The sequence below is a fragment of the Corallococcus sp. AB045 genome, from assembly GCF_003668895.1.
GTDB classification, from domain to species: Bacteria; Myxococcota; Myxococcia; order Myxococcales; family Myxococcaceae; genus Corallococcus; species Corallococcus coralloides.
The window spans coordinates 23,385-33,026 of record NZ_RAWN01000104.1 but is presented as its reverse complement, the minus strand read 5'-3'; the positions used below and the strand labels follow the sequence as shown (position 1 = coordinate 33,026).

The 9,642-nt window shown below is 71.1% G+C and carries 10 protein-coding genes; all 10 read left to right on the top strand.

The features are described from left to right. On the top strand, window positions 1-1,503 hold a 1,503-nt coding region (locus tag D7Y21_RS23630; RefSeq protein WP_121715864.1), incomplete at its 5' end, for an NAD(P)/FAD-dependent oxidoreductase. Further along, window positions 1,500-2,534, top strand: a complete 1,035-nt coding sequence (locus D7Y21_RS23625; RefSeq protein WP_121715862.1) for a phytoene/squalene synthase family protein — start codon at window positions 1,500-1,502, stop codon at window positions 2,532-2,534. The genes D7Y21_RS23630 and D7Y21_RS23625, both read left to right, overlap by 4 nt. Next, window positions 2,531-3,982, top strand: a complete 1,452-nt coding sequence (locus tag D7Y21_RS23620) for an NAD(P)/FAD-dependent oxidoreductase (protein WP_121715861.1) — start codon at window positions 2,531-2,533, stop codon at window positions 3,980-3,982. Before D7Y21_RS23625 ends, D7Y21_RS23620 begins: the two co-directional genes overlap by 4 nt. After that, the gene (locus tag D7Y21_RS23615; RefSeq protein ID WP_121715859.1) at window positions 3,979-4,938 is read left to right on the top strand and encodes a carotenoid 1,2-hydratase; all 960 of its coding nucleotides are present in this window, start codon (window positions 3,979-3,981) and stop codon (window positions 4,936-4,938) included. The genes D7Y21_RS23620 and D7Y21_RS23615 overlap by 4 nt, the downstream gene beginning before the upstream one ends. Window positions 4,939-5,347: 409 nt before the next feature. Beyond that, on the top strand, window positions 5,348-6,466 hold the full coding sequence (locus D7Y21_RS23610; protein ID WP_121715857.1) for a glycosyltransferase: 1,119 nt from the start codon (window positions 5,348-5,350) through the stop codon (window positions 6,464-6,466). Further along, window positions 6,463-6,846: a lycopene cyclase domain-containing protein gene (locus tag D7Y21_RS23605; protein ID WP_121715854.1), complete on the top strand. Its 384-nt coding sequence runs from the start codon at window positions 6,463-6,465 to the stop codon at window positions 6,844-6,846. The genes D7Y21_RS23610 and D7Y21_RS23605 overlap by 4 nt, the downstream gene beginning before the upstream one ends. Continuing rightward, complete coding sequence (locus tag D7Y21_RS23600; RefSeq protein ID WP_121715852.1) at window positions 6,843-7,190, top strand: lycopene cyclase domain-containing protein; 348 nt, start codon at window positions 6,843-6,845, stop codon at window positions 7,188-7,190. The genes D7Y21_RS23605 and D7Y21_RS23600 overlap by 4 nt, the downstream gene beginning before the upstream one ends. Further along, window positions 7,187-7,864 (top strand): lysophospholipid acyltransferase family protein, encoded by a 678-nt coding sequence (locus D7Y21_RS23595; protein ID WP_120562229.1) that lies wholly within the window; start codon window positions 7,187-7,189, stop codon window positions 7,862-7,864. Before D7Y21_RS23600 ends, D7Y21_RS23595 begins: the two co-directional genes overlap by 4 nt. Then, a complete protein-coding gene (locus tag D7Y21_RS23590; RefSeq protein ID WP_121715850.1) occupies window positions 7,861-8,721 on the top strand; it encodes a MerR family transcriptional regulator in 861 nt (286 codons plus the stop codon). The genes D7Y21_RS23595 and D7Y21_RS23590 overlap by 4 nt, the downstream gene beginning before the upstream one ends. A 12-nt stretch (window positions 8,722-8,733) precedes the next feature. Beyond that, complete coding sequence (locus tag D7Y21_RS23585) at window positions 8,734-9,642, top strand: MerR family transcriptional regulator (protein WP_121715847.1); 909 nt, start codon at window positions 8,734-8,736, stop codon at window positions 9,640-9,642.

Genomic DNA, 9,642 nt, shown 5'->3' with positions numbered 1-9,642 from the left:
GGGGTGGGCGGGCTGGCCGCGGCGGCGAGGCTCGCGCGGCAGGGCTTCGACGTCCAGGTCTTCGAGAAGACGCACGGCCCGGGAGGCCGGTGCAACCAGCTCCAGGTGGATGGGTTCACCTGGGACGTGGGCCCCACCATCGTGCTGATGCCGGAGGTGTTCGAGGAGACCTTCCGCGCGCTGGGCCGCCGCATCGAGGACTACCTCACGCTGGTGCGGTGCGACCCGAACTACCGGGTGCACTTCCGCGACGGTTCGGACGTCACCTTCACGTCCGAGCTGTGCACCATGGGCCGCGAGCTGGAGCGCGTGGAGCCGGGCAGCTTCCAGCGCTACCTGGCCTTCATGGCGCAGGGCCGTGAGCAGTACCGCATCAGCCTGGACCACTTCGTGGGCCGCAACTTCAACGGCGTGAGCGACTACTTCTCCCCCGGGGTGCTGGCCAAGATTTTCAAGGCACGCGCGCACCGCCGCATGTACGCGGACGTCAGCCGTTACTTCCAGGACGACCGGCTGCGCGCGGCGATGACGTTCCAGACCATGTACCTGGGCGTGTCTCCCTTCGAGTCGCCCGCGGTGTATGGCCTGTTGCCCTTCACGGAGCTGGGCGTGGGCATCTGGTTCCCGAAGGGCGGCCTGTATGCCATTCCGCTCGCCCTGGAGCGGCTGGCGCGCGAGGAGGGCGTGACGCTGCACTACGGCCAGGCGGTGGAGCGCATCCTCACCGAAGGCGGGCGCACCACGGGCGTGCGGCTCGCGGGCGGCGAAGTGGTGTCCGCGGACGCCGTGCTTTGCAACGCGGACCTGCCGTACGCGTACGAGAAGCTGCTGGATCCGAAGGACGCGCCGTTCAAGCGGGGGGAGAAGCTGCGCTTCACCTCCAGCGGCTACATGCTCTACCTGGGCATGAAGAAGAAGGTGCCGGGCCTGCTGCATCACAACGTGATGTTCGGCCGGGACTACACGGGCTCGTTCGATGACATCTTCCAGCGCTTCCGCGTGCCGGAGGACCCCAGCTTCTACGTCAACGTGCCCACGCGCACGGACCCGTCGCTGGCGCCGGAGGGGAAGGACTCGCTCTACGTGCTGGTGCCCGTGCCGCATCAGCACCCGGGGATGGACTGGAAGGTGGAGGGCCCGAAGGTGCGCGCGAAGGTGTTCCAGCGCATGGCGGAGCTGGGCTACCCGGACCTGGAGGCGGACATCGAAGTGGAGCGTGTCTTCACCCCGGATGACTGGGCGGGCACGTACAACCTGGCGCGCGGCAGCGCGTTCGGGCTGGCGCAGAACTTCTTCCAGATTGGTCCCTTCCGCCCGGCCAACGTGGATCCTCGTGTGAAGAACCTCTTCTTCGTGGGCGCCTCCACGCAGCCGGGCACGGGCCTGCCCACGGTGCTCATCTCCGCGCGGCTCGTCACCGAGCGGCTGACGGCGTGGGCTCGCAAGCAGGGCGTGGCGCTGTCGCCTCGCGCGGGCGTTCCTGCGGTGGAGGTGGCGGCATGAGCGTCACCACTTCTGAACCGCTCATCGCTCAGGGCTACCGGCGCGCACGGGTCGTCACGCGCCACCACGCCAAGAGCTTCTTCTTCGCGTCGTATCTCCTCTTCGGACAGCGGCGGAAGGCGGCCTTCGCGCTGTATGCCTTCTGCCGGCGGCTGGACGACCTGGTGGACGCGGGCGAGAGCGCGCTGCCGGGTGAAGCGCCCATGGACCTGGCGACGCGGCTGGCTCGTGCACGCGAGCGCGTGGCGGAGGTGTATCTGCCGCTGCCGGAGCTGGCTTCGAAGGAGCTGGGCCCGCCTTCCGCGCGCCAGCCCTCCGCGGAGGCGCCGTCGCCGTGGGACCCGAGCGAGTTCGCGGCGCTGCGCCACACCATCCACCACTACCGGATTCCCGAGCAGCCCTTCCAGGACCTCATCTCCGGCATGGAGATGGACCTGACGAAGGCGCGCTACGACACGTGGGAGGAGTTGGACCTGTACTGCTACCGCGTCGCGGGCGTGGTCGGGTTGATGCTGACGCCGGTGCTGGGCTGCGAGGACTCGCGCGCGGTGGAGCCGGCGGCGGACCTGGGCCGCGCGATGCAGCTCACCAACATCCTGCGCGACGTGCGCGAGGACCTGGAGCGCGGCCGGGTGTACCTGCCCTCGGAGGAGCTGCGTGCCTTTGGCATCACCGAGGACGACCTGCGCGCGGGGCGGGTGGACGCGAAGTGGCGCGACTTCATGCGCTTTCAAATCCAGCGCGCGCGGGCGTACTACGCGCGGGCGGCGGCGGGCGTGCGCTACCTCACGGGCTTTGGCAGCCAGCGCATGGTGCGGCTGATGGGCGCCATCTACGGCGACATCCTGCGGGACATCGAAGCGCGGGATTACGACGTGTTCAGCGGCCGGGCCCACACGACGACGGGGCGCAAGCTGGAGCTGACGGCGAAAGTGTTCCTGCGGCCCCGGGCCGCGCTGCCGGAAGCGTCCCTGGACCTGCCGTCCGCGCCGGTGCCGCTGTTGCCCACGGGCACGGGAGGCTCGCGATGAAGGCCTCGCGCGTGGCGGTGATTGGAGGCGGCATTGGCGGGCTGACGGCCGCGGGACTCCTGGCGAAGGAGGGCCACGCGGTGACGCTGTTCGAGGGCGGCCCGTCCCTGGGCGGCAAGGCGCAGGCGGTGGCGGTGGAGGGGCTCACGCTGGACACGGGCCCCACGCTGCTCACGTTGCCGGCGCTGGTGCGCGGCACGTTCGAACAGTTGGACGCGCTGGACCTGCTGCCGCCGTTCACGGAGCTGGAGCCGCAGTGCACCTACCACTTCACGGACGGGTGCGGCTTCACGGCGTACAAGGGCCTGGAGCGCATGGCGGACAGCGCCGCGGAGCTGCGGCCCGTGGAGCGCAAGGGCGTGCACTCCTTCTACGCGGAGGCCGCGGCCATCTGGCGCGCGGCGGGAGAGCCCTACCTGGAAGCCCCCTTCGAGGGCATGGCCGGCTTCATGGCGCGCGTGGCCCGCCGGGGCATCGGCGCGATGCTGGCGGGGATGAAGCTGGACACGCTGCACGCGCTGGCGGCGAAGCACTTCCAGACGGACCACCTGAGGCAGTACGTGGGCCGCTTCGCCACCTACGCGGGCGGGTCGCCGTACGCGTCCAGCGCGGCGTTCGCGCTCATCCCGCACATCGAACACGCGTATGGCGTGCACCACGTGCGCGGCGGCATCGGCGCGCTGGTGGAGGCGCTGGGGCAGGCGGTGCGGCGGCTGGGCGTGACGGTGCACCTGGACACACGCGCGCGCTTCGAGCGCATCACCGAAGGCTACCGAGTGGAGCCGGTCGCGGAGGTGTTCGACAGCGTGGTGGTGAACGCGGATCCGCTGGCGTCGCTGCGCCGGGAGTCGGAGCCGCTGTCTCTGTCCGGCTTCGTGCTGCTCCTGGAGGTGGAGGGGCGCACGGCGGTGCCGCACCACGCGGTGATGTTTGGCGGGGACTACCGGAAGGAGTTCGATGAGCTCTTCGCGGGACAGCTCGCCACGGACCCGACGGTGTATGTCTGCAACCCGTCCGCCACGGATTCGAGCATGGCGCCACCGGGCCGCACGGGGTTGTTCGTGATGGTGAACGCGCCGGCCATGCCGCTGGAGGAGGGCAGGGCGGAGCAGGCGCGGCGCGATTGGGAATCCAGCGCGGAGCGCGTGCGTGAGCAGATGTTCGAGAAGCTCGTCCGGCACTACCCGGCGTTGAAGGGGCGCGTGCGCGTGGTGGGGCAGCGCTCGCCGGTGGACCTGGCGGCGCGCGGGGCTCCGGGGGGTTCCATCTATGGCTTCCTGCCGCATGGCCGCTTCGGTCCGTTCCGCAGGCCGCGCATCCGGGGTGGCACGCCGGGGTTGTTCTTCGCGGGCGGCGGTACGCATCCGGGCGGCGGGGTGCCGCTGGTGATGCTGTCGGGCAGGTTCGCGGCCCAGATGGCGTCCGCGCACCTGCGGGAGGTCGCATGAAGTCCGTCCTCGCCCAGAACCGCCTGTCCGACGCGGCGGAGTCGTGCGCGCTGCCCGCGCTGCCGGACATGGCGGGGGCGTACCGCTGGTTCTACGCCGACGTGACCGCCGGGCCGTACAGCGCGGTGTGCATCTTCATGCTGGGGTCGTTGTTCTCACCGCGTTACTCCGTCGCGGCGAGACGTGGGGGCCATCCGCTGGCGTACAGCGCGGTGAACTTCGCGCTCTATCACCAGGGTGTGCGCAAGTTGTGGGTGTTGAGCGAGTACCCGCGCGTGGAGTTGCAGGGACCGGGGCGGCTGCGCATCGGCCGCTCCACGTTGACGCACGCGGTGGATGGCACGGTGCGCATGGAGGTGGATGACGGGACGGCGCCGTGGGGCCGTCCGGTGCGCGCCAGCCTGACGTTGCGGCCGCTGACGGGGCGGGGCACGGAGGTGCAGCTCATGCCGGGCCTGCCGCACTACTGGCAGGCATTGGCGCCCCGGTCGGAGGCGCGGCTGGAGGTGTCCACGCTGGGCGTGACGGCCGAGGGGATGGGCTACCACGACACGAACCACGGCCAGGAGTTGCTGGGCGCGCGGCTGTCCGGCTGGCACTGGGCGCGCACGCACCACGCGAACCACACGGTGGTGGACTACCACCTGCCGGACGGCGTGGCGCCGGTGCGCATGGTGGCGGGGTCGAATGGCGTGGTGTGCGAGCGCGGCCCAAACCCCGAGGCGCGTCCCACGAACCTGACGGGCTGGGGGCTGCGCGTCCCCTCGAAGCTGCACACGGGCGACGAGGTGGTGGGCGTACCGCACCTGCTGGAGTCCTCGCCCTTCTACGCGCGGCTGGAGTCGAGGCGGGACACGCTGGACACGATGGGAGAGGTGGCGGACTTCCGCCGCTTCCATTCCCCGTTCATCCGCTGGATGGCGCACTTCCGCACGCGCATGGGGAGGGCCGCATGACCGCGCTCATGCAGGCAGGACTCAGCTGGATGTCTCCAGGCCCCCGGCCATCCCCGCACTTCACCAAACCTGTCCGACAGTCGGACCGGTTCCCGCTGCCCGCATGGAGCAGCAACCGCCTGACCACGGCACGCAACGGGGCGGGGCCAGGGGTCACCAAACCTGTCCGACAGTCGGACAGGTTTCCGCTGTTCGCACAGGGCGGAAGCCTCCCGACCCTGGCAGGTGCCGGGGCGGGGCCAGGGGTTTCCAAACCTGTCCGACAGTCGGACAGGTTCGTGCGGCGCGCCCCCGGCGGGGGGACCGCGCAGGATTCTCATTTCCCAGCCATGTGGGCGGAGTCCATGCCCGAGGGCGTGGAACGGCATGCGCGTGCGGCTCCGTTGCGTGAGCGCAAGGGGCGGACGCCATGAACGCGCTCGGCTTCTTCACGCTCGGGTGGACGGTGATGGCCGGTGGCTTCAGCGCGGTGGCGCTGGCGCGGCTGTATCGCCGTGCACCCGTGACGGCTGGGGGGGCGCTGCCCTCCGTGCTGCTCCTGCGCCCCGTGGATGCGCCCACGCCGTTGGAGCTGGAGAACCTGGCGCACCCCATCGACTACGCGGGGCCGCTGGAGCAGGTGGTGCTGTCGCCGTACCGGCCGCGCCTGGCCGAGGGCGTGCGCTGGCTTCCGAGCGACCCCGTGTGCCCCAACCGCAAGGTGGGCCACCTGCTCTACGCGCTGGAGACGCTGGACGTTCGCGGACGGGTGGTGCTCGCGGTGGACGCGGACGTGGCGGTGACGGGCGCGCTGGTGGAGGGCCTTGCCTCTCCCCTTGTAGCCGGCGCCGCCTTGAGCACCGCCGCTCCCACGCCCGTGGGCGCGGTGGACGCGGCGGGCCGCGCGATGGCGGGGCTGCTTCGCTACACGCATCACAGCTTCCGCGCGCTGCACGCGATGAGCGCGGGCGCGCAGGCCGTGTGCGGCAAGGCGCTCGGGCTGTCACCGCGCGCGGCGGAAGAGCTGGCCGGACTGTCGGACCACATTGGCGAGGACCTGGAGCTGGCGAAGCGGCTTCACGCGCAGGGACTGGACGTGGCGCTGAGCCCCGCGCCCGCGTGGGTGCCTGTCGCCAACGGGGCATCCTGGCGTGTGCCTTTGGAGCGCTTCACGCGGTGGATGCAGGTGCTCGCGAGCCACCGGCCGGGTCTGTATCCCACCGTGCCGCTGCTCTTCACGCCCACCGTGCCGCTGCTGCTGCTCGCCGCGTGGCTCCATGAGGTCACCGTATGGCTCGCGGTGGCGGCGCTCGTCGCCGTGCGCACGCTGCTGTCGCTGCGCCTCGCCGCGTTGAGCCGCGTGCCCTCGGAAGCGGACCGGGGCCACGCGCTGACGGACTGGGTGCAGGGTGAGTTGCTGCTGCTCGCGGCCTTCGCGGCCTCGCTGACGCGGCAGGGGAGGGTGACCTGGCGCGGCCATACCTACGCGCTGGAAGCTGGGGGACGCATGGTGCGGGTGGCGTCGCAGTGGAGTGGAGGCCCGGGATGACCTACGCGCGCTTCCTGGGGCTCTTCGTCGTCCTGCCCATCCTGTTCCTGCTCGTGCGCTACCGCCGCACGCTGTCGTGGCGGGGGCTCGCGCCCCTGGGCTTGCTGCTCATCATCGTCTACGCGGCCACGTCGCCGTGGGACAACATGGCCGTGAAGTGGGGCCTGTGGGGCTTCGACCCGGAGCGCATCTGGGGCGTGAAGCTGGGCTACCTGCCGCTGGAGGAGTACCTCTTCTTCGGCCTCCAGACGCTGCTCGTGGGCCTGTGGGCGCGCGACCGGTTGGAGCGTGTGCTGGCGAAGAAGCCTCAGCCCGTGTCTCAAGAGCAGAAGCCCGTCCGCGCGGAGCGGACCCTGGAGCCTTCCGAGGTGTCGCCATGATGGAGACACGCTGGGCGTACCTCATCCACCTGCTGGCGTGGACGCTGCCGGTGATTGCCATCCAGCTGGCGGTGCTCGTGAACCACTACAAGGCCCGCTCGGGCGAGGTGCTGCGCGCGGTGCTTCCCCCGGCCCTGGTCGTGGGCGTGTACCTGTCCATCGCGGACCACCTGGCCATCTCCACCGGCATCTGGAACTTCGGAGAGGGACGGCACGTGGGCGTGTACATTGGCGCAGTGCCGCTGGAGGAGATCCTCTTCTTCCTCATCACGAGCGTGCTGGTGTCGCTGGGGCTCGCGCTGTTCACGGCGCTCCTGCGGATCAGGGAGGCTCGGGCGTCTTGATTCGCGCGGCCAAGGGTGGGCCCTTCGGGTGGGCGGTGGACCGGTACATCGGGTGGAAGGTCCGCTCGACGTTCCGGGGCCTGTGGGTGCGCGGCGAGCTGCCCGCCGATGGCGTGGGCCGGCTCGTCTACCTGAACCACTCCAACTGGTGGGACGGCTTCGTGCTGCACCAGCTCTGCCAGGCGGCGAACTGGGACGGGTACTGCCTCATGGACGAGGAGAACCTGCGCCGCTATCCCTTCCACACGAAGATGGGCGCCTTCAGCATCCGCAAGCAGGACGCGATGTCGTCCCTTTCCTCGCTGCGGTACGCGAAGGAATTGCTGCGCAAGCCACGCGCGGCCGTGTGTGTCTTTCCGGAAGGCGAGCACCGGCCCTTCGGCGTCCACCCGCTGAAGCTGGAGCGCGGCGTGGAGTTGCTCGCCCGCGCGGCGAAGGCGGAGTGCGTGCCCATCGCCATCCGCTACGCCTTCTTCGAGCACGAGCGGCCGGACGTGTTGCTGGAGGTGGGCGAGGTTCACGAGGCCGGTCCGCTGGAGCGCTTCCAGAGTGGGTTGGAAGCGGTGGTGCGGCGGGTGTCCGAGGCCACGAGCCTGGAGGGCTTCACGCAAAAGGTGTCGGGGGCGCGAGGCGTGGCGGAGCGCTGGGACCGCGCGCGAGGCCTGGGCCCATGAGTCTGCGCATCCGCACCATCGCCCGGCTCACCGGCATCCGCGAGGCCACGCTGCGCGCCTGGGAGCGCCGCCATGGCTTCCCGCGCCCGGAGCGCAGCGAGAACAACTACCGCGTCTATTCACGCGACGAGGTGGAGGCCGTCCGCCGGGTGGCGAAGCTGATGGAGGAGGGCCTCTCGGTGAGCGAGGCCATCGCCCAGGTGCGCGACGAGCCCCGGACGGCCGTCCCGCCGGAAGCGCGGCACCTGGAGCGCTTCTGGGCGGCGGTGATGGTGCTGGACGCGGAGGCCGCGGACGCGGCGCTGTCCGCGGCCCAGGTGGGGCTGGGCGCGACCACGTATTGCGACACGGTCCTCATTCCGCTGCTGCGCGAGATGGCCTCCCGCCTGGACGTGGCCCGCGAGCACCTGGCGTCCGCGCTGGTGCGGCAGCGGCTGCGCATGCTGCTGGCGGGAATGGAGCGCGTGGGGGAGGGGCCCCGGGCGCTCCTGGCGTGTCCGGCGAGGGACCACCACGAGGGTGGGCTGCTGGCGCTGGGAGTGCACCTGAAGGCGCGGGGCTGGCGGGTGACGCTGCTGGGCGCGGACACGCCCTCGGAGGCGTTGGAGGGGGCGTGTTTGCAGGTGCGCCCGGACCTGGTGGCGCTGTCGTTCATCCGCCGCCGGGATTCGGACGACTTCGTCGCGGTGTTGTCCGGAGCGATGCATGCGTGCGCGCCGGCGCCGGTGGTGGTAGGCGGGCCTGGGGCGCGGGAGCACCTGAAGACGTTGTTCACCCTGGGCGCGCAGTACGCGGAGTCCGAGGAGGAGCTCATCGCCGTCTGGCAGCAGGCGCGAAACGCGCAAAACCGACCGTAAAGCACGCACACCATGGCTGAGCGCACCTATCGCATCCACATCGCAGCGGAGCTGTCGGGGGTCCGGGTGGAGCTCATCCGGGCCTGGGAGCGCCGCTACGGGGTGCTCGAGCCGGAGCGCACGCCCGCGGGCTACCGCGTCTATACCGACCGCGACGTGGCCCTGCTCAAGCGGCTCAAGGCGCTGACGGACGAGGGGGTGGCCATCAGCGAGGCGGCGAAGCTGGTGCCCCAGCTGCGCGCGGAGCTGGACGTGGTGGCGCCTCCGTCCGCCGAGAGTCCCCAGGCGCGGACCGGCTCCGGCTCGCAGCCGGAGACATGGCGCGCGGTGGTGCTGGCCGCGGCCGAGGCGTATGACCAACCCCGCGTCGTGCGCATCCTGGACGAGGTGCTGACGGCGCTGCCGCCGTTGAAGGCCTTCGAGGACGTGCTGGTGCCGGTGCAGCGCGAGGTGGGCGACCGCTGGCATGCGGGGACCCTCACGGTGGCGCAGGAGCACCTGGTGACGCAGGTGGTGCGCGAGCGGCTGGTGAGCCTGCTGCACGGTGCACCCCGGGGAGGGCGCAAGCACGCGGTGCTGGCGTGCTTCCCGGAGGAGGAGCACGAGATTGGCCTGTTGGGTGCGGCGCTGCGGCTGCGCCACACGGGGGTGCGCGTGACGCTGTTGGGGCAGCGCGTGCCGGCGGAGGGACTGGGCGAGACGGTGGCGCGGGCAAAGCCAGACGTGGTGGGCCTGTCGGCGGTGACGAACCGGGGCGCCACGGTGTTCGAGGACGTGCTGACGCGCATCCAGGCCGCGCTGCCCAAGGGGCTGCCCCTCTGGGTGGGAGGCCCCGCCGCCCAGGCGCACGCGGACGTCTGTGAACGCCTGGGCGTGAGGCTCTTCGCTCACGAAGACGATTGGACGCGGATGACGGGTTAG